The 17,614-nt window shown below is 65.8% G+C and carries 21 protein-coding genes; 13 read left to right on the top strand and 8 right to left on the bottom strand.

All coding sequences use genetic code 11. From position 1 onward, the window contains the following. Positions 1-18: 18 nt before the first annotated feature. The 4 genes from thiM to tenA are packed head-to-tail and all read left to right on the top strand — an operon-like array spanning position 19 to position 2,886. On the top strand, positions 19-807 hold the full coding sequence (thiM, locus tag B6V75_RS07550; protein WP_088719210.1) for a hydroxyethylthiazole kinase: 789 nt from the start codon (positions 19-21) through the stop codon (positions 805-807). Next, a complete protein-coding gene (gene thiE / locus B6V75_RS07545; RefSeq protein WP_240496923.1) occupies positions 804-1,418 on the top strand; it encodes a thiamine phosphate synthase in 615 nt (204 codons plus the stop codon). The genes thiM and thiE overlap by 4 nt, the downstream gene beginning before the upstream one ends. After that, complete coding sequence (gene thiD / locus B6V75_RS07540; protein ID WP_088719209.1) at positions 1,415-2,218, top strand: bifunctional hydroxymethylpyrimidine kinase/phosphomethylpyrimidine kinase; 804 nt, start codon at positions 1,415-1,417, stop codon at positions 2,216-2,218. Before thiE ends, thiD begins: the two co-directional genes overlap by 4 nt. Beyond that, positions 2,215-2,886 (top strand): thiaminase II, encoded by a 672-nt coding sequence (gene tenA, locus B6V75_RS07535; RefSeq protein WP_206198468.1) that lies wholly within the window; start codon positions 2,215-2,217, stop codon positions 2,884-2,886. Before thiD ends, tenA begins: the two co-directional genes overlap by 4 nt. Before the next feature lie 111 nt (positions 2,887-2,997). Here the strand turns inward: tenA and B6V75_RS07530 are convergent, their stop codons facing one another. From B6V75_RS07530 to B6V75_RS07520, 3 genes are all read right to left on the bottom strand, one after another. Continuing rightward, positions 2,998-3,234, bottom strand: a complete 237-nt coding sequence (locus B6V75_RS07530) for a hypothetical protein (RefSeq protein WP_346393644.1) — start codon at positions 3,232-3,234, stop codon at positions 2,998-3,000. Positions 3,235-3,555: 321 nt separating this feature from the next. Then, positions 3,556-4,950 carry a cytochrome P450 gene (locus B6V75_RS07525; protein WP_146735110.1) on the bottom strand — a complete coding sequence of 465 codons (1,395 nt, stop codon included), beginning with the start codon at positions 4,948-4,950 and terminating at the stop codon, positions 3,556-3,558. Continuing rightward, positions 4,947-5,216 carry a hypothetical protein gene (locus B6V75_RS07520; protein ID WP_075776385.1) on the bottom strand — a complete coding sequence of 90 codons (270 nt, stop codon included), beginning with the start codon at positions 5,214-5,216 and terminating at the stop codon, positions 4,947-4,949. The genes B6V75_RS07525 and B6V75_RS07520 overlap by 4 nt, the downstream gene beginning before the upstream one ends. A 483-nt stretch (positions 5,217-5,699) precedes the next feature. Between B6V75_RS07520 and B6V75_RS07510 the strand changes: the two genes are divergently transcribed. Beyond that, positions 5,700-6,047, top strand: a complete 348-nt coding sequence (locus tag B6V75_RS07510; protein ID WP_168174451.1) for a BON domain-containing protein — start codon at positions 5,700-5,702, stop codon at positions 6,045-6,047. 86 nt (positions 6,048-6,133) lie between these two features. Here the strand turns inward: B6V75_RS07510 and B6V75_RS07505 are convergent, their stop codons facing one another. Further along, positions 6,134-6,988 carry an SDR family oxidoreductase gene (locus tag B6V75_RS07505; protein WP_075776382.1) on the bottom strand — a complete coding sequence of 285 codons (855 nt, stop codon included), beginning with the start codon at positions 6,986-6,988 and terminating at the stop codon, positions 6,134-6,136. A 172-nt stretch (positions 6,989-7,160) separates the two neighbouring features. Here B6V75_RS07505 and B6V75_RS07500 point away from each other — a divergent pair, with 172 nt between their 5' ends. From B6V75_RS07500 to B6V75_RS07475, 6 genes are all read left to right on the top strand, one after another. Next, positions 7,161-8,930, top strand: coding sequence for a thiamine pyrophosphate-requiring protein (locus tag B6V75_RS07500; protein WP_075776381.1), 1,770 nt, complete (start codon positions 7,161-7,163; stop codon positions 8,928-8,930). Between the two features lies 1 nt (position 8,931). Continuing rightward, positions 8,932-10,032: an enolase C-terminal domain-like protein gene (locus tag B6V75_RS07495; RefSeq protein WP_088719205.1), complete on the top strand. Its 1,101-nt coding sequence runs from the start codon at positions 8,932-8,934 to the stop codon at positions 10,030-10,032. Between the two features lie 67 nt (positions 10,033-10,099). Continuing rightward, positions 10,100-11,086, top strand: coding sequence for a hypothetical protein (locus B6V75_RS07490; protein WP_075776379.1), 987 nt, complete (start codon positions 10,100-10,102; stop codon positions 11,084-11,086). Continuing rightward, on the top strand, positions 11,083-11,706 hold the full coding sequence (locus B6V75_RS07485) for a gluconate 2-dehydrogenase subunit 3 family protein (protein WP_088719204.1): 624 nt from the start codon (positions 11,083-11,085) through the stop codon (positions 11,704-11,706). Before B6V75_RS07490 ends, B6V75_RS07485 begins: the two co-directional genes overlap by 4 nt. Further along, entirely contained in the window at positions 11,703-13,349 is a 1,647-nt protein-coding gene (locus tag B6V75_RS07480; protein ID WP_088719203.1) for a GMC family oxidoreductase, read from the top strand. The genes B6V75_RS07485 and B6V75_RS07480 overlap by 4 nt, the downstream gene beginning before the upstream one ends. Positions 13,350-13,423: 74 nt before the next feature. Beyond that, positions 13,424-13,606, top strand: a complete 183-nt coding sequence (locus tag B6V75_RS07475; protein ID WP_075776376.1) for a hypothetical protein — start codon at positions 13,424-13,426, stop codon at positions 13,604-13,606. A gap of 31 nt (positions 13,607-13,637) precedes the next feature. On the opposite strand, the gene csgH is transcribed toward B6V75_RS07475, so the two are convergent. From csgH to B6V75_RS07455, 4 genes are all read right to left on the bottom strand, one after another. After that, entirely contained in the window at positions 13,638-14,003 is a 366-nt protein-coding gene (gene csgH, locus B6V75_RS07470) for a curli-like amyloid fiber formation chaperone CsgH (RefSeq protein ID WP_088719202.1), read from the bottom strand. A 183-nt stretch (positions 14,004-14,186) separates the two neighbouring features. After that, positions 14,187-14,423, bottom strand: a complete 237-nt coding sequence (locus tag B6V75_RS18770; protein WP_088719201.1) for a LysR family transcriptional regulator — start codon at positions 14,421-14,423, stop codon at positions 14,187-14,189. Beyond that, entirely contained in the window at positions 14,420-15,769 is a 1,350-nt protein-coding gene (locus tag B6V75_RS07460; RefSeq protein WP_088719200.1) for an ATP-binding protein, read from the bottom strand. The genes B6V75_RS18770 and B6V75_RS07460 overlap by 4 nt, the downstream gene beginning before the upstream one ends. After that, entirely contained in the window at positions 15,766-16,425 is a 660-nt protein-coding gene (locus B6V75_RS07455) for a response regulator transcription factor (protein WP_088719199.1), read from the bottom strand. Before B6V75_RS07455 ends, B6V75_RS07460 begins: the two co-directional genes overlap by 4 nt. Positions 16,426-16,569: 144 nt before the next feature. On the opposite strand from B6V75_RS07455, the gene B6V75_RS07450 reads away from it, so the two are divergent. Together B6V75_RS07450 and B6V75_RS07445 are read left to right on the top strand one after the other, a co-directional pair. Further along, a complete protein-coding gene (locus B6V75_RS07450) occupies positions 16,570-16,887 on the top strand; it encodes a PepSY domain-containing protein (RefSeq protein WP_088719198.1) in 318 nt (105 codons plus the stop codon). Then, on the top strand, positions 16,880-17,557 hold the full coding sequence (locus B6V75_RS07445) for a cytochrome b/b6 domain-containing protein (RefSeq protein WP_088719197.1): 678 nt from the start codon (positions 16,880-16,882) through the stop codon (positions 17,555-17,557). The genes B6V75_RS07450 and B6V75_RS07445 overlap by 8 nt, the downstream gene beginning before the upstream one ends. Positions 17,558-17,614 lie beyond the last annotated feature (57 nt).

The raw sequence follows: 17,614 nt of genomic DNA, 5'->3' as shown, positions 1-17,614 counted from the left end.
GCAGCCAAGGAGAGAGCGATGGAAGATCCCGGACAATATCTCGCGGCGATGCGGCAGACCGCGCCGCTCGTTCACAACATCACCAATTACGTCGCGATGAACGTGATGGCGAATGTTCTGCTCGCCTCCGGCGCCTCGCCCGCGATGGTGCATGCGCGCGAGGAGGCGGCCGAGTTCGCCGGACTCGCGCAGGCGCTCAGCATCAATATCGGCACGGTGTCGCCGCCCTGGGCGGAGGCGATGGCGGCGGCGGCCAAGGTCGCGAGCGCGCAGGGAACCCCGTGGGTGCTAGACCCTGTCGCGGTCGGCGCGACGGATTATCGGCGTGCGCTCGGTGCGCGGCTCGTGGAACTGCGCCCGACGGCAATCCGCGGCAACGCGTCGGAGATCCTTGCGCTTGCGGGCGAGGCTGGCGCGGGGAAAGGGGCGGATTCCACTGAGAGTGTCGAGACCGCGGAAGGCGCCGCACGGGCCTTGGCCCGGATGAGCGGGGCCGTGGTTGCGGTGACCGGCGCGGTCGATTTTGTGACGGATGGGGAGCGCGCTGCGCGGGTCGCCAATGGCCATGCGATGATGCCGCGCGTGACCGCTTTGGGCTGTTCGCTGACCGGTCTGGTGGCTGCGTTTCTCGCAGGACAGCCTCGCTTCGAGGCGGTCGTCGCGGCGCTGGCTTATTTCGGGCTCGCCGGGGAGAGCGCCGGGGCGAGTGCCTCAGGCCCGGGAAGCTTTCAGGTCGCGTTCCTCGATGCGCTCTATGCGATCGACGCCGAGGCGCTGAGCGCCGGAGCTCGGATCGAATCCGCATGATGATCCCGTCCATCTGTTTCGTCACCGACCCGGCCGCCCCGCAGCCCGTGGTCGCGCAGGCTATCGCTGCGGCTGAGGGCGGCGCGGGCTGGGTGCAGCTGCGCGACAAGACGCTCCCCGATGCGGAATTCGCCGCGCTGGCCCGGACGCTGGTCGAAGCGCTTGCCCCCTATGACGTGCCGCTGATCGTGAACGATAGGGTCGCGGTGGCCATCGAGATTGGGGCCGCCGGGCTGCATATCGGCCAGAGCGATGGCGACCCCGCCGCGATCCGCCGCCGGATCGGGCCCGACATGCTCCTAGGCCTCTCGATCGAGACCGAGGCGCAGATCGCCGCCGTTCCTCCCGGCATCGATTATCTCGGCGTCGGTCCGATCCATGCGACCGGCTCGAAGCCCGACCATGCCGCCCCGATCGGCCATTCAGGCTTTGCCCGGATCGTCTCGCGCACCGATCTTCCCTGCCTCGCGATCGGCGGGATCACTGCCACTGACGCGCCCGCAATCCGCGCGGCGGGCGGTGCCGGTCTCGCAGTGATTTCCGCCATCTCGCGTGCCCCTGACATGGCGCGCGCCACCCGAACCCTGCGCAACGCATGGAGCGACACATGATCCCCAATATTCTCACCATCGCGGGTTCCGACCCATCGGGCGGGGCGGGCATTCAGGCCGATATCAAGGCCATCTCCGCCAATGGTGGCTACGCGATGAGCGTGATTACCGCGCTGACCGCCCAGAACACGCGCGGCGTGCAGGCGGTGAGCCTGTGCGACACGGCGCTGATCGCAACTCAGTTGGCATCGCTGCGCGAAGACGTTCGTATCGACGCGATCAAGATCGGAATGCTGGGCGATGCCGCGATCATCGAGACTGTGGCCGAGAGGCTGACCGGGCTCGACTGTCCGGTAGTGCTCGATCCGGTGATGGTCGCGAAAGGCGGCGATCGGCTGCTGGCAGAGGCGGCGGTGACCGCGCTGCACAGCCTGCTGCCCCGGGCCGATCTGATCACGCCGAACCTGCCCGAGGCCGCCGATCTTCTGGGCTGCGCCGAGGCGACGACGCTTGATGAAATGCGCGATCAAGCCCATGCGCTGCGCGAGATCGGGCCGCGTGCGGTGCTGCTGAAGGGCGGCCATCTGCAAGGCGACCAAAGCCCGGATCTGCTGGTCACGGCGCAGGAAGAGCTCTGGCTTGACGCACCGCGCATAGCGACGCGCAACACGCACGGGACAGGCTGTACCCTGTCCTCGGCGCTGGCGACTTGGCTCGGGGCAGGGGTGCCGCTCGCGGAGGCCACCCAGCGCGCGAAGGCGTATCTGAGCGCGGCGATTGCGGCAGCTGATCGGCTGACTGTCGGGTCGGGGCACGGGCCGGTGCACCATTTCCACGCATTCCAGGAGAAGAAGAAGTGAGCTTCGCCCAAGACCTCGCGCAGGCGACCGCGCCGCTGCGCCGCCAAATCCATGACATGCCTTTCAATCGCGAACTGGCAGAGGGAAGCCTCGATCGGGAAACCTTCCAGGGCTACATCATTCAGGACGCACATTACCTCGAAGGCTTCGCCCGCGCGCTCGCGCTGGCCGCCGCCAAAGCCCCGGATGCCCCGACCGTGGCGCAGCTTGCGGGATCAGCGGCTGGAGCGATCGCCGTCGAGCGCGAATTGCACGCGCATTACATGGGGCTGTTCGGCGTCTCGGCGGAAGATTTCGCGCGGATCGAGCCTTCGGCGGCCTGCGATCATTATGTCTCTTTTCTGCTGCGCCGCGCTGCGATCGGCGATTTTTCCGAAGCGGTGGCGGCCTTGCTGCCATGTTTCTGGATCTATCGCGATATCGGTCGGGAGATCGCGCAGGTCAACGGCGCTGAAAATCCCTATGCGGCCTGGATCGCGACCTATTCCGGAGAGGCGTTCGATCAGAGCGTGACGCGGATGCTGGAGCTGACGGACAGGCTGGGCGCGATTGCAGACGCGCCCGCGCGAGCCCGGATGCACCGCGCCTTCGCGCGGAGTTGCTGGCATGAATGGCGGTTCTGGGACAGCGCCTATCGCGGCGAAAGCTGGCAGCAGCCTGCCGCTTGAGGCGCGAACCGAAAGGGGGCGCCTTCGTCGGCTTCCGGGCCTTGCCGCTTGCCGGTTTCGCGCGCCTCGATCGCCTGTCGGGCGTCGCTGGCGGGGCCGAATTTGCGAGGCTCAGGATTTGCGCTCGTCGCTTTCCTCGCTGGTTTCCCCGTCGGTTTCCTCGACCGCCGCGGTCTCGTTGTAGTCATTGGGATCGAAATCTTCGGGGTCGAAGGCCTCCTCCTCCTCGGAGATGCCGGTCACGTAGGAGGTTCCGGTCTCCTCATCGAAGATCAGGCCGTAATTCGCACGTCCCTTCGATTTGTAACGCAGGAACTCGTGCACGCCTGCGTAAATGGCGATGAACACGAACGGCAGAAGGATCAGGGCAGCAAGTAACTGGGCGTTGATAGCGGACCTCGTTCAGGCTGTTTGGCAAAGGCGGATTGTCTGCGGCGCCTTGGGTCAATCTAGCAGCATGTTGGCCTAATCCGGATGTGGATCCGACAATTTGGCCACTCGATGCGAACGTCATTTCGAAAATAATCTGGTCTATCGCGGGACGACGTCAAGAGTTGGCGCGGGCTGGGCGCCGGCACGACGTCTCTTAGCCGGGGCGTTCGACCGGCTGCGACCTGCCCATGCTCGACATGGCATCTGGTATGCGTTCGGCCTGTCGCCCCGGAGTTTTCAGCAGCGCGCGCCCGGATGTTCCGGCTGGACTGCAATGCGCAGGCCGCCTCCCGGCAGCGGGGGGAACTGGTTGTCGGAAAGTGTCAGATCCTGCTCGGGGACCGTCCAATCGAGCTTGCGCAGCTGCATGACGGCTTCGGTCAGCAGCTCCATCGTGAGCCATTCGCCCGGGCAGCGGTGATTTTGCAGATAGTCGCCGCCGCCCTGCGGCACGAGCCCCTCGGGTTGGATGTCACGGCCCAGATGGCGTTCGGCGCGGAAGCGTTCCGCGTCCTCCCAAATGTCAGGGTCGTGGTTGGTGCCGTAGAGATCGAGGACCAGCCAATCGCCGGGTTCGAACCGGGCGCCGTGCCAGTCGAACGCCTCGCGCACGCGCCCGCCGATCGCCGGAAAGAACGGGTAGAGCCTGCGCACCTCCTCGGCGATCGCGCGGCAGGTCGGCTCGTCGTCTTCCGCAACGGCCGGGATGGCTGCGCGGTGGGAGTGCAGAGCGTGGGCGGCGAACACGACATAGCGCCCGACCGCCACGATCGGACGCAGGATGTTCAGGAGTTCCTTCACGGCCACGTCTTCGCTCATCCGGCTGCCGTCCAGATCGGTGTGGAAGGCGAGCTTGGCCAAGGTGCTTCCGGCAGGTCCGTCCGCTTCGCGCGTCTGCGAAATCAGGCTGCGCCCCCACCGCTCGCACCGCGCCCGGAGCCAGCGTGCCTGTAGATAGGCAGGCCCGAGCGTGCCGGCCGCGGCGAACATCGTGCTGAGTTCGCGCGCGCGGCTGGCAACGTCGTGCTGTGCCGGGTCGATGCCGCACCAGCGCAGCGCCGTTCGCGTCATGATGCCGTCGACGGCATCAGAGAAGTCGATCTCGCAGCCTTGCCAACTGCGGGCCGCAGCCTGCCATTCCTCTGCGAAAATCCGGCGGGCCGCGCGCAGTCGGTCGCGGTCCATGAGGTCCAGAAACATCTGCTTGCGGATGTGATGCGCTTCGTCGTCGAGGCTTTGCACGCTGCCCTTGCCTTGAAGAAGCGGCACCACGGTGGGCGGCATCGCACCGCGACGCGTCATCCGTCCCGGCTCATAGAAACTGCGTACCGCGTCGCGTCCGCGCAGGAAGGTCACGGGGCGCAGCATCAGCCGGGTTCGGAACGCATCGCTCCCAAGCTGATCGCAACGGCGGGAAATGAACGAATAGCCCTCGCTGAGGAAGGCCCGGGTGCTGTCGATCCCCGAGAGATGGGGAATGGATTGGGAATTCTGCATTTGCCTTGCCTCGCTATGGGCCTGATTGGTTGCTGGTGCTAGGGGCGCGACGCCGATGCGGGCTGCGCCAAGCCCGCGGCAGGTGGCATCACGGGCGTCTGCCTTCGTCGTCTGCGCTTCGGCCGGACGGATCACCCATTGCCGCGGCGGTGGCGCCGCGCGAGCGTCGCGATCTGCTGGAACTCCTCGGCAATGCTTAGAGGAAGCGCGTCGGTCGCGTCCGGGTCCGCGCCGGGATCTTCCTGACCGTCATGCATGACTTCGCGTTCGCCGATCCACGCCATGACGGTCTCGCGCGACTCTGCGGGCAGTTCCGACACCAGCCGTGCCAGAACGCGGCGTTGCGCGATCAAACGAGCCTCCAGCGTGACCAATGTTTCTTCGAGATAGGTATTTGGCATCTGGTCGCTCTCTTCGCGGGGTTCCGGCGGGTTGGCGCCGGGACCCCGATTTTAGGTGAATTAAAGTCAATAATTCGCGGGCGGATCACTTGCCGGGAAACTTTCATCCATTTCCTCGTCGACCCGGTCCCAGTTCCGAGGTGGGTTTCGCATCTGCGAGGGACCTGCGGGACGGACGCCCTGTGCCGAGGTGCCGCGCCGTTGGTTGATTAGATACCCCAAGGCACCGAGGGCTGAGGCTGCAAAGAGCAGTCTGGTCAACATGGTAGGCCTCCTTTGGTCAAAGTGAGACCCCCGCGTGGGACCCGTGCAGTGCTCCGCGCGAGGGTCGTCATGCTTACCCGAAAAACGAACCCCGCCAGCCTTTGTTCCATGGCGCGAACCATCGTGACTCTGGCGGAACAAACCGTGCGCGGCTGGCGTGCGCGCAGGAACAAGCGGGATGCTCACTCGTTGATCCGTTCCATAGCCATGGAGGAGATCATGACCGAGAATGGCGATGAAAAAGACGTCCATGTGGTGCGCTCTGACCTTGCGGCGCCGAGCCGACCGGACGGGTATCACGGCGTCGAGCAACCGATCATGCCCGACTTGCCGGAGCAACCCGTGGAGATTCTCCCCGACGACGAACTGGCGTCCGCCGTGCGGAGCGCGCTCGAGGGCGACGGACGGATCGACATGAGCCATGTCCTGATCGCCGCGGAAGAAGGGGTGGTAACGCTCGAAGGCACGATCGGGCTGGAATTCCAGCGCACGCTCGCAGAAGCGCTTGCACAGGAAGTGCGTGGTGTTCTGCTGGTCCGCAATCAGCTCGGCGTGGGGCCCGCGTGATGTGCTCGGACGCCTGACCGCCGAAAAGTCGAGCGAACGAAAATTCGCGCGGGCCGCAGCTTCTGCTGGCGGCCCGCGTCTTTAAATCAGATCATCGGCATGCCGCCGGTGACGGCCACCGTCGCGCCTGACGTGTAGCTCGAGCGCGGATCGGCAAGCATCACGTAGGCGGAAGCCAGCTCCGCCGGTTGCGCGGGGCGGCCCATCGGCTTGTCCTCGCCGAAATGCGCGACCGAGTCCTCAGGCAGCGTCGAGGGGATCAGCGGTGTCCAGACCGGCCCCGGTGCGACGCAATTCACGCGGATCCCGCGCTCTGCCACCATCTGTGCCAGCCCGGTGGTGAAGTTCTGGATCGCACCCTTGGTCGCCGCGTAAGCCAGCAGACCGGGGTTGGGTTTGTCCGAGTTGATCGAGGCCGTGTTGATGATCGCGCCGTTCTTCTCCATCACCGGGAGCGCCGCCTTGCACAGGTAGAACATCGAATGAATGTTGGTGCGGAAGGTCGTTTCCCATTCTTCATCGGAGATGTCCTCGATCTCGTCGAAATGCATCTGGTGCGCCGCGTTGTTGACGAGAATGTCGAGACGCCCGAAGGCTTCATGCGTATCGCGCACCAATGCGCGACAGTGATCGGCGTCCTGAATGTCGCCGGGCATCACATACGCGCGGCGGCCTGCCTCTTCGACAAGCCGGCGCGTTTCCTCGGCCTCGTCATGCTCTTCGAGATAGGAAATCATCACGTCGGCCCCTTCGCGCGCATAGGCCAGGGCCACAGCGCGACCGATGCCGCTGTCTGCGCCCGTCACAAGGGCGGCCATCCCGTCGAGCCTGCCCGACCCGACATAGCTCTGCTCGCCATGATCGGGGCGCGGGTCCATCTTCTCCGTCGAACCGGGAACGGATTGCGGTTGCTTGGGGAAGGGAGGTTTGGGGTAATTCATTGCCGGGCTCCTTTCTGGATGGGTCTGAACGCACCAACCGGATGCGCGCTGCTATGTTCCTGTGTTTCTTCATGGGGCGCCGCGGCCCTCTCCTCACAGGCTCTTGTGGGAACATCGGCAAGACGCATCCGTTTCCCTAATCCATTCATCACATCTGACAGTGGAGGCAGACATGTCCGACACCGTTGCCGATTTCATTCTTTCTCGCCTCAAGCAGTGGGGCATTACCCGTATCTATGGCTTCCCGGGAGACGGGATCAGCGGGCTCGTCGCAGCGCTTGGACGCGATGACGAGATCGAATTCGTTCAGGCACGCCACGAGGAAAGCGCCGCGTTCATGGCGGCGGCGCATGCGAAATGGACCGGCGAGGTGGGCTGTTGTCTCGCGACCTCCGGCCCCGGCGCGATCCACCTGCTCAACGGTCTCTACGACGCCAAGCTGGACCACCAGCCGGTGCTTGCGATCGTCGGCCAGCAGGGGCGCAACGCGCTTGGCGGCAATTACCAGCAGGAGGTCGACCTGCAATCGCTCTTCAAGGATGTGGCGAGCGAATATGTCCACACGATGATGGCACCGGGACAGGCGCGCCACCTGATCGACAGGGCGCTCCGGATCGCGCAGGCGCGGCGCAGCGTGACCTGCGTGATCGCCCCCAACGACGTGCAGGAGGCTCAGGCGGTCGAAGCGCCGCCCCACGCCCATGGCACCGTCCACAGCGGCGTCGGCTATCAGGCGCCGCGCCTGCTGCCGGCAGACAAGGACCTCGCCGCCGCGGCGGATATCCTGAACGCGGGCGAGAAGGTTGGCATCCTCGTCGGCGCGGGTGCGATCGGCGCAGAGACGCAGATCACCCAGCTTGCCGAAACCCTTGGCGCAGGCGTCGCCAAGGCGCTTCTGGGCAAGGCCGCGCTGCCGGACGATCTGCCCTTCGTGACCGGCTCGATCGGGCTTCTGGGCACGCAGGCCTCCGACTGGATGATGCGCGAATGCGACACGCTTCTGATGATCGGCTCGCGCTTCCCCTACTCGGAATTCCTGCCCGAGGAAGGGCAGGCCAAGGCGGTGCAGATCGACCTCGACCCGACGATGGTGTCGATGCGCTACCCGATGGACGTGAACCTCGTCGGCGATGCAGCCGACACGGTGGAGGCCCTGTTGCCGCGCCTCAAGCCCAAGACCGACCGGTCGTGGCGTGAGAAGATCGAGAAGAAGACCGCCGAATGGTGGGACGGTGTCGAAAAGCGCGCCAAGGAGAGCGCCGACCCCGTCAATCCCGAACGGCTGTTCTGGGAGGCGTCGTCGCGGCTGCCCGACAACGCGATCCTGTCGGCGGACTCCGGCAGCTCGGCCAACTGGCTGGCGCGTGCGATCAAGATCCGCCGCGGCATGAAGGCCTCGCTTTCGGGGACGCTGGCGACGATGTGCCCGGGCGTGCCCTACGCTGTGGCGGCGAAGTTCTGCTATCCGGACCGCGCGGCTGTGGCCTTCGTGGGTGACGGCGCGATGCAGATGCTGGGCATCACCGACCTGATCACCGTCTCGAAATACTGGCGCGACTGGGCAGACCCGCGGCTGGTGATCTGTGTGCTGGCCAACCAGGACCTCAACCAAGTGACCTGGGAGCTGCGCGCGATGGCCGACAGCCCGCGTGTCGACAAGACGCAGGACGTGCCCGATATCGACATGGCCGCATATGCGGAGCTGTTGGGCCTCAAGGGGCTGCGGATCGACCGCACCGAGGAGATCGGTCCGGCCTGGGAAGCCGCCTTCGCCGCGGATCGCCCGACCGTGATCCACGCCACCGTCGATCCCGACGTGCCGACGCTGCCGCCCCATATCACGATGGAGCAGGCGAAATCCTTCATGAGCGCGCTCGTCCATGGAGACTCCGAGGCCGGTGGCATCGTGAAGCAGGCGTTCAAGCGCGTCACGGACCGCTGAGATGACCCTCGGCTCCGATCCGCTGATCGAGGCGGTCGACGTCTCTGTCCTGACGATCCCGACCGATGCGCCGGAATCCGACGGGACGCTGGAATGGAGCGAGACCTCGATGGTTCTCGTCTCCATCTCCGCTGGGGGCGAGACCGGCCTTGGCTACAGTTACACGACCCCCGCGACGGCGGGGATCGTGCGCGATACTCTCTTTCCACAAGTGAAAGGGCGCAATGCGCTCGACATCGCGAAGCTCTGGCTGGCGATGGTGCATGCCACGCGCAACATCGGGCGCGATGGTCCCGTCGCGATGGCAATTGCGGCGGTGGACACGGCGCTTTGGGACCTAAAAGGGAAGCTGCTGGGCCAGCCCGTCGCCGCCCTTCTCGGCCGCGCGCGCGACGCGATTCCGGCCTATGGCTCGGGCGGTTTCACCTCCTATGACGACCGGCAGCTGCGCGACCAACTCGGGGGGTGGGCCGCCGAAGGCTTCTCGATGGTGAAGATCAAGGTCGGGCGCGACCCCGATCGCGATCCGCACCGGCTGAAACAGGCGCGCAACGCCATCGGTTCAGACTGTCGGCTATTCATGGATGCGAATGGTGCCCAGAACCGCAAGGAGGCGCTGGCGTTGGCCGAGCGTGCCCGCGAATTCGGCGTCGAATGGCACGAGGAGCCCGTCTCCTCGGACGATCTCGAAGGGCTGCGCCTGTGCCGCGACCGGGCCCCGGCGGGGATGAATGTCACGGCGGGGGAGTACGGTTTCAATATCGGCTATTTCCGCCACATGCTCGAAGCGGGCGCGGTGGATGTGCTGCAGGCGGATGCCACGCGCTGCGCGGGTATCACCGGCTTCATGGGCGTGGCCGCGCTGAGCGCCGCGCATCAGGTGCCGCTCTCTGCCCATTGCGCTCCCGCGCTGCATCTGCACGCCTGCCTCGCCGCGCTGCCCGCGATCCATCTCGAATGGTTTCACGACCATGTCCGGATCGAGGGGATGCTGTTCGACGGCGCGCCCGAGCCGGAGAAGGGCCAGCTTCGCGACAATGGCGAACCGGGGCTGGGGCTGCGGCTGCGTCCGCGTGAAGCCGAGCGGTTCCGACAGGCCTGAGCGCAGTTCCCGGCGCATCGTCTGACGCCGGGACGAAAGGTTTCGGCAGTAGCAAAGGGAATTCGCAATGACCCATGACAGGATATACGAAGCATTCCGACGCCGCACCCGTCGGCCCGTCGGCGGCATCGGGCTGGGCGCCATCGTCGCAGGCGTGGGCCTCGGTTTCGTCGCCGCCGGGCTGGCCGCGCGCCGCCCGCGTTCCGGCAACCCGGTGAAGCGGTCGCGCAACAAGCGCGAGGCGCTGCGGCTCGGTCGGGACGGGGCCGCGATCATGGGCGCAAGCGTCCTTTTCGACAGCGCGCTGGAACATCTGCGCGGCGATTTCCGCCGCGACGAGATGTATGTCGCCCCGCTGACTGGAGCGACCGCGATGGCAGCCGCCCTGGCGGAGCCGCGGCGCAGCAAGCGCGGCCGGGCGCTCGAGGCGACGCATCTCACCTCCGTCGGGATCGGGATGGCCGGGATGGGGTTCCACCTGCGCAACATCAGTCGCCGGCCCGGCGGGATTTCGTGGAACAACCTGTTCTACGCCGCGCCGCTCGGTGCACCGGGGGCGCTGATCATGAGCGGTCTGTTCGGCATGGTCACCCACCGGATGGCCCAGACTCGCGGCTACGAGCATCTGCACGGGCGCGAACTGGCCTGCCTCACCGCGCTCGCGCTGGTGGCGGAGTCGGGCGAAGTTGCGCTGCTGCATTTCCGCGGCGCGTTCCATGACAAGGCGATGTATCTGCCGGTCACGCTGCCGCCGCTCGCCGCCGCCGGGCTGATGGCGCAGGCGATCTATCCGCATAGGCGCTTCCGGCGCCCGCTTACCCTGCTGCTGCGCGCGGTCGAGGGGCTTGGCTATGTCGGCACAGGCTTTCATGCCTACGGCGTCGCGCGCAACTCGGCGGGCTGGCGCAACTGGCGACAGACGACGCTGGCGGGCCCGCCGATGCCCGCGCCAATCAGCTTCGCGGGGCTCGGCAAGACCGGGCGTGCCGCACTCGATCTGCTCGCGGTGGAACAGGATCAGCCGCACCAGACAAAGGAAAGGGCAGCGATATGAGCGAACCGTTTCGTACCCCGTATCCGGGCTATGACGTGCTCGATAAATGGGACAGCCCGTCCTTCGACGATCAGACCCGCGAGGTTCTGCGCGCGCGACGTGATCCGCCGCCGCGCCGCTTCCTCGACCCGGACCAGTTCGCGCTTCTGGAGGCGCTCTGCGCGGTCGTGATCCCGCAGCGCCGCCCCGAGCCCGTGCCCATCGCGCCCTTCATCGACGCGGCGCTGCACGAGGATCGCGGCACCGGCACCCGGTTCGCCACGATGCCGCCCGAGCGCGAGGCATGGCCCCGCGGCCTGAAGGCGATCGACGCCGAGGCACGCGCGACGTTCGAGGGGCGCGGATTTCGTGAGCTCGACCGGCCCGAGCAGGAGCGCCTGCTGCGCGCCATCGATCACGGCGAATGTCGCGCGCCCGAGACATGGCAGGACATGCCACCGCAGAAATTCTTCCGCGCGCTTTTGCTCAAGCAGATCGTGGAAATCTATTACAGCGCCCCCGCCGGGATGAGCGAGATCGGCTATGGCGGCCCCGCCGCGCCACGCGGCTATGTGCGCCTCAAGGCCGGCCAGATCGACCCGTGGGAGGCGCCCTTCGGAAAATGGGAGGACCAGGCATGACCCAAGAAGCGTCTCGCAGCGATCGCCCCCGCGCGGTGGATGGCCACGCCCCGGACGTATTCAAGCGCGAAGGGCAGGTGCCGATGCGCGAATACCCTAAGAACGCGCCGGTCGATTTCGTGATCGTCGGTGCGGGCTGCGGCGGTTCGGTTCTCGCAGCCAAGCTCGCCGAAGCCGGAATGTCGGTGGTGCTGTTCGATGCCGGTCCCTTCTTCCAGCCAAAGCGCGACTTCGCATCCGATGAGCGCGAGCAGGACAAGCTCTATTGGCTCGATCCGCGTATCTCCGACGGCGACGATCCGATCGAACTCGGGGCGAACAACTCCGGCCGCGCGGTGGGTGGCTCCTCAGTGCATTTCCAGATGGTGTCGCTCCGCTTCCGTCCGGAATGGTTCAAGTCCCGCTCGAAACTTGGTTACGGCCGCGACTGGCCCGTCGATTGGCGCGAGATGTGGCGCTACTACGACGAGGTGGAGGATGCGCTGAAGATTTCGGGGCCGATCCGCTACCCTTGGGGGCCCGATCGCGGGCGCTACCCCTATCGCGAGCATGAGGTGAACGAGGCCGGTCTGGTTCTGGCGCGCGGGGCCGAGGCGCTTGGCGTCGATTGGGCGCCGACGCCGCTCTGCACCGTCTCCGCGCCACGCGGGAAGTCTCCGCCCTGCGCCTATCGCGGCATGTGCAAGATCGGCTGTTCGGTGAATGCCAAGCAGAGCATGCTGATTACCTATGTCCCCCGCGCGATCAAGGCGGGGGCGGAGGTGCGCGACCTCGCCGTGGTTGGCCGCATCGAAACGGGCCCGGACGGGCGCGCCAGTGGCGTCTCCTACCATCGCGACGGGGAATGGCATTTCCAGAAGGCCGCGAATGTGGTGGTGGCCGGCTACTCCATCGAGACGCCGCGGCTGTTGCTGAACTCGGCCAACGCACAGCATCCGCAGGGCTTGGGCAATTCCAACGGCATGGTCGGGCGCAACCTCATGGTGCATGCGAACGACGCCGTCTGGGGCGAGTTCGACGAGGAGATCCGCTGGTACAAGGGCCCGCCCTCGATGGCGACCTGCGAGCACTGGAACTATGCCGATGACGACCCGAGCAAGGATTTCGACGGTGGCTATTCCTTCATGAGCCAAGGCCCGCTGCCCGGCGATTTTGCTGGCACGCTCGTCTCCTCGTCGGGGCTGTTCGGCGACGATCTGCTGAGCAAGATGGGCCGCTACAACCGGATGGCGGGGCTGAAGATGGTGGGAGAGTCGATGCCGTCACCGGACAACCGCGTGACGCTAGCCGACGAGACCGATGCGCTTGGCCTTCCCCGGGCCAAGGTGACCCATTCCTTCTGCGACAATGACAAGCGGCTGCAGGAACATGCGCGGGGGTTCATGTCCCGGATGATGCGCGCCGCGGGCGGTCACAACCTGTTCGAAACCCAGAGCACGGCGCATCTGATGGGCGGTTGCCCGATGGGCGACGATCCCGAGACCTCGGTCACCAACGACATGGGCCGCAGCTGGGATGTCGACAATCTGTGGATCTGTGACGGCTCGCTGATGCCCACCGGCGGCGGCGTGAACCCGGCGATGACGATCCTCGCCAATGCCGCGCGGATCGCCGACCGGATCATCGATTCGCGCTTCCATTGAAGACGAAGGGTGGCGCCCCGCACGCGGGCGGGGCGCTGCGAGTTCATAGAGATTACCCGATTTGAGAGGACGCCATGAAGATCAAGGTCGAATATGCGGACGGTCTGAGGGCCGACAAGAACGTCGACCGGTTGCCGGAGGTCGATGACCGCTTCGAGGGCGACCTCGTGGAGAACGTAACGGAATACACCCCCTTGCGAGAAGGCTATGCGGCTTATGTCCGGCTCAAGAAACCTCCCGGAGAACGCTCCGAATAAGCGCGTGTTCGGCGGCTGATCCGCTGCAGGGTCACTCGCCGGATTTCACCGCCGTATCTTCGAACACCCGCCCTTCGTCATCGGTGACGCGCAGGTGAACGGTGAGGTCCGCATTCGCTTCCAACGAAATCTTCGCTGTGGAAAGCGGGCCGGTCGCGTCTCCATCGGATACAGGAACAGAGCCGGCTTGCCGGTTGACGGATCGCCCGTTCGGGCCGCTTTTCATCACCTCGAGGATATATTTACCCGAATGGCCGGGCTCCAGCCGGGAGAAGGTCTCAATCGTGACAAGTCCCTTTTCTTTCGAGAGTGAAATCCATGCGCGCCCGGCCCCGTCGGCCAGAGCCTGAAACGGTGCGACAAGTAGAAAGGCGAGGAGATAGGCCTTCAGTTTCATGATGAGCTCCTGTGATCACGGGGCGCGCCGGCCGGTTGAGGTCTCCAGAGTAAAAACGAACGTAGTGCCGGCCAAGAACAGCAGCTGGGCCCGCACGTCTCTGGCGGTCACGTCGCTGGTGCCTTTCTCAGATGATGCAAGACCCTGACGTATCGAGAATATCACGTCTGATCGGAGCTGGCTTTACCCCGGACGGTTTATTTCCGTCCCCGCTCGGCCATTCGAATGATCGCGCTCGCTGACGGGAGAGGGCGACGCGCCCAGTTCCTCGGCTACCTTCAAGATGCCGCCCAGCCGGGCGACGGCCACGAAGTGTTTCATCGCGTTGAGGTTGATGTCTTTCAGCGTTTCTTGCGCCTTCGCTAAACGACGATGCCATGCGGCGGTCGTTTGCCCATCCCTGCGGCGTGTGACCGTCACGACGGCTTAACCTCCGTCCCATTCAGAGGGAACTGCACCCTGACCTCGAGACCCGCGTCGCGACCGCTCGGCGGCGAGGTCAGAGTGAGGGGGCTTTCGATGCGCTCCGCGATCACTGAGACGATGGCGAGGCCCAACCCGCTGCCGTCATTCGTGCTGCCCGCTCGCTCGAACCGCGCAGTCAGGCGCGCCAGCGTCTCCTTGGGGATGACGGGCCCGCCATTCGTCACTGTGAACACGCCCTCCTTGGTCAGCCGTACCGTGACGGGGTCGTCCTGCGCACCGTGCTTCAGGGCGTTCTCGATGAGGTTCCGGCACAGGATGCCGAAGGCGTCGGGATCGAGATCCGAGAGCACGGGCGTCTCCGGTAACTCCAGCGCAATACGCCCGGGATCGAGGCTGCGCGCGAGGTCTTCGACAATCAGGCGGGCGGTCATGCGCAAGTCCGAACTGCGCTCCAGCCGCAACGGCCCGCCTTCCGCCCGGGCGAGCTGCAGCAGTCGTTCCGAGAGCCGCGTTAGACGTTTGAGCGTCGCTTCGATATCGGCGGCGCGTGCCTTGGCGGCTGGATCGGTGGTTTCCGCGCTCAGCCGCTGGGTCTGCGCGATGGCACCAGCAAGCGGTGTGCGCAGTTCATGGGCCGCATTGGAGGCGAAGCTTCGCTCGGCCTCGATCCCCTCGCGCAACCGTCCCAGAAGATTGTTGAGCGTCGCTGCGACCGGGGCGATCTCGGCCTGCAGGTCGTCAGTCGGAATGGGCGTAAGGTCGCGGGCGTTGCGCGCCTCGAGGCTGGTCCGGAACCGCCGCAACGGCCCCAGATTGGTCCGCACCGCGAGAACGACAGCCGCGAAAGCGAGCGGGATCACGATCAGCAAAGGCAGGCCGAGGCCGAGCTCGATCTCGCGGGCGACCTGCGCGCGATGCGCGAGCGGCTCCGCGACGGTGATCCGTACCGTGTCCTGAAGCGCGGCATCGCTGTACAGCCGGTGGGTGGCCGTCTGGCTGAAGCCCCGTCCCTCATACGCAGGGAACACGGAAGGATCGGCGGCGTGGGATTGGAGCAGGATACGCCCCTCCGCGTCCCGCACGATATAGGTGAAGAATTCCTCGTGATTGCGAAGCTGCGCAAGGCGCTGTGTCACATTCGTGCTGTCACGGTTCACGATATCCATGACCGCGAGGGGCAGAATCCGCTGCGCCGTTTCCTGAAGCGTGGAATCGAAGACCTCGCTCATCTCCTTGCGCACGATCAGCGCGGTGACCGTCGCTGCGGCGATCCACATCAACGCCAGCACGACCCCGAGCGAAAGTCCCAGACGGGCCTGAAGGCTTCGGGGCAGCCTCATGCCTTGCCCAGCCTGTAGCCGAGGCCGCGTTCTGTCTCGATCACATGGGCGCCGAGTTTCTTGCGCAGGCGGCTGACATGGACCTCGATCGTGTTGCTCTCCACTTCCGCATCGAAGGCGTAGAGCTTCTCTTCTAGCTGGGCTTTCGACAGCAACTGGCCGGGTCGCGAGAGGAACGCTTCGAACAGGGCCCATTCGCGCGCGGTCAGCTGCACGGGCTTGCCGTCGCGCCTGATGCTGCGCGCGGCGAGGTCGATCTCGAGCCCGGCATGGCTCACGATCGGGTTCGGATTGCCGCTGTAGCGCCGCGCCACCGACCCGATGCGCGCCGAGAGCTCCGCGAGATCGAAGGGCTTCACGAGATAGTCGTCGGCGCCCGCGTTAAGCCCCTCGATCCGGTCCGAGACCTGATCGAGCGCGGTCATGATGATAACCGGCGTCACATCGCCCCGGCCGCGCAGCGCCTTCAGAAAGCCGATGCCCCGACCGTCGGGAAGCATGAGGTCCAGCAGGACGAGATCGTAGCCGGTGCTGCGGACCGACGCGCCCGCTTCGTCGAGTCGCGTGACCCAGTCCACGGAGTGACCGTCGCTTGCGATCTGGTCGCGCACCGCGTTGCCCAGAATAGTGTCGTCCTCGATCAGCAGGATGCGCATCTTCGTTCCATCTCTTGTCCGTTGACCCCTCTTCACCCGCCCGGCTGACACCAAGCTGACGCTGCGCGGGATGCGGCTTCAGGTTCCCGTCAGATTGATTGCCCATGAAAGGTGCGGAATTGGCCGTGAACAGGAGTTTGGCCCATGAAGAAGACCATGACAATTCTCGCCTTTCTCGCGACGTTCCCGGCCGGGGCGGCCTTGGCCGATGACGATTGTTTCGCGCCGATGGCGGATTGGCAGCCCCGCGACGCCGTGGTCCAGCTCGCCGAGCAGAATGGCTGGACAGTGAGCCGCATCAAGATCGACGACGGCTGCTACGAGATCGACGGCACTGACGTGCAGGGCCGCCGGGTCGAAGTGAAGCTTCATCCGGCGACGCTCCAGGTTCTCGAGATCGAATTTGAAAACGGCGAAGACGGTCGGTCCCGCCAAGATCGTGAAGGAGACAACCATGAGTGAAGCAGCATTTCGCGACGCAACGCGTCCGAACGGCGAGGCCGGGGGACGCGTGCGGGTCTGGGATCCGCTGGTGCGGATATTCCACTGGGCTCTTGTCGCCACCTTCGCGATTGCTTGGTTCACCGCCGACAAAGTGCAGCCGGCGCATGAGGTCGCAGGCTACACTGCCGCCGGGCTGGTCGCGTTCCGACTGATCTGGGGGATCGTGGGCGGGCGCTATGCCCGGTTCACCCAGTTCCTCAGAGGGCCGGGGCAGACGCTCTCCTATCTTGGCGATATGCTGCGCGGCAAGGAGCGTCGCTATCTCGGTCACAACCCTGCGGGGGCGTTGATGATCGTGGCGTTACTGATCTCGCTGTCGGGAACCGCCTTCACCGGCTGGCTGATGGCGGAGCCCACACGCATTGCGATGCTGCCCGCGCTGCCGCAGATCGTGACCCCGGCGCTGGCCGACGAGGAGGGCGAATACGGCGAGGGCGCGGAGGGCGCGGAGGGCGGCGGTAACGAGGCGCTCGAGGAGCTGCACGAGGTTCTCGCCAATCTCGTCCTGCTGCTCGTGGCGTTGCATGTCGCCGGTGTCGTCCTCGCGTCTTTCCGGCATCGCGAGAACCTCGCGCGGTCGATGCTCACCGGCGACAAGCGTGCGCCTGGCCCCGGTGATATCGCCTGACCGCTTCCGATTTCGTCGCCAAGGCCGTTTCGTTCCGCGGCCTCACTCGGCCCCGCC

This window comes from Thioclava sp. F1Mire-8, from assembly GCF_002213165.1.
GTDB lineage: Bacteria > Pseudomonadota > Alphaproteobacteria > Rhodobacterales > Rhodobacteraceae > Thioclava > Thioclava nitratireducens.
This window is presented reverse-complemented; position numbering and strand designations above follow the sequence as displayed.

Excerpts from the sequence above, each read along its gene's own strand:
- thiM (WP_088719210.1), top strand. The coding sequence starts at position 19 with ATGGAAGATCCCGGACAATATCTCGCGGCGATGCGGCAGACCGCGCCG.
- thiE (WP_240496923.1), top strand. The coding sequence starts at position 804 with ATGATGATCCCGTCCATCTGTTTCGTCACCGACCCGGCCGCCCCGCAG.
- thiD (WP_088719209.1), top strand. The coding sequence starts at position 1,415 with ATGATCCCCAATATTCTCACCATCGCGGGTTCCGACCCATCGGGCGGG.
- B6V75_RS07520 (WP_075776385.1), bottom strand. The coding sequence starts at position 5,216 with ATGCCAAATACCTATCTCGAAGAAACATTGGTCACGCTGGAGGCTCGT.
- B6V75_RS07510 (WP_168174451.1), top strand. The coding sequence starts at position 5,700 with ATGACCGAGAATGGCGATGAAAAAGACGTCCATGTGGTGCGCTCTGAC.
- B6V75_RS07505 (WP_075776382.1), bottom strand. The coding sequence starts at position 6,988 with ATGAATTACCCCAAACCTCCCTTCCCCAAGCAACCGCAATCCGTTCCC.
- B6V75_RS07500 (WP_075776381.1), top strand. The coding sequence starts at position 7,161 with ATGTCCGACACCGTTGCCGATTTCATTCTTTCTCGCCTCAAGCAGTGG.
- B6V75_RS07495 (WP_088719205.1), top strand. The coding sequence starts at position 8,932 with ATGACCCTCGGCTCCGATCCGCTGATCGAGGCGGTCGACGTCTCTGTC.
- B6V75_RS07490 (WP_075776379.1), top strand. The coding sequence starts at position 10,100 with ATGACCCATGACAGGATATACGAAGCATTCCGACGCCGCACCCGTCGG.
- B6V75_RS07485 (WP_088719204.1), top strand. The coding sequence starts at position 11,083 with ATGAGCGAACCGTTTCGTACCCCGTATCCGGGCTATGACGTGCTCGAT.
- B6V75_RS07480 (WP_088719203.1), top strand. The coding sequence starts at position 11,703 with ATGACCCAAGAAGCGTCTCGCAGCGATCGCCCCCGCGCGGTGGATGGC.
- B6V75_RS07475 (WP_075776376.1), top strand. The coding sequence starts at position 13,424 with ATGAAGATCAAGGTCGAATATGCGGACGGTCTGAGGGCCGACAAGAAC.
- csgH (WP_088719202.1), bottom strand. The coding sequence starts at position 14,003 with ATGAAACTGAAGGCCTATCTCCTCGCCTTTCTACTTGTCGCACCGTTT.
- B6V75_RS07460 (WP_088719200.1), bottom strand. The coding sequence starts at position 15,769 with ATGAGGCTGCCCCGAAGCCTTCAGGCCCGTCTGGGACTTTCGCTCGGG.
- B6V75_RS07455 (WP_088719199.1), bottom strand. The coding sequence starts at position 16,425 with ATGCGCATCCTGCTGATCGAGGACGACACTATTCTGGGCAACGCGGTG.
- B6V75_RS07450 (WP_088719198.1), top strand. The coding sequence starts at position 16,570 with ATGAAGAAGACCATGACAATTCTCGCCTTTCTCGCGACGTTCCCGGCC.
- B6V75_RS07445 (WP_088719197.1), top strand. The coding sequence starts at position 16,880 with ATGAGTGAAGCAGCATTTCGCGACGCAACGCGTCCGAACGGCGAGGCC.